Below are 338 nucleotides of genomic sequence, written 5' to 3' on the forward strand. Positions count from 1 at the left end.
GCTAAAGTTTTCTTTACTTGGAAGAAAATTTAAATGAATTGTCACAAAACATGACAATATAGAACTTAAGAAAGGGAGCAGCTAGCCGGTCAGGATAAACGATATATTTTTATGCCTGACCACCAGCAGAAGGGCTTAACGAAAATAAGATGAAAGCAGTTTAAAAGCGAATTTTTTCCTCGTCACTTAGGCCAAGATTGTCCCAAACTTTTAAGTTTGGTTCGGCTTGATTAAGTGTATAAAAATGTAGACCCGGAGCGCCAGCTTTTAACAACTGCTCACACATTTGACTTACCACTTCTTCACCAAACTTCTGAATGCTAACAGTATCATCGCCA

General features: G+C 37.9%; 1 protein-coding gene. It reads right to left on the reverse strand.

What is annotated here, in order from left to right; genetic code table 11:
- Window positions 1–160 precede the first annotated feature (160 nt).
- On the reverse strand, window positions 161–338 hold a 178-nt coding region (locus tag A3729_RS10580), incomplete at its 5' end, for a methylenetetrahydrofolate reductase (protein WP_197475783.1).

This window comes from Oleiphilus sp. HI0043, from assembly GCF_001634935.1.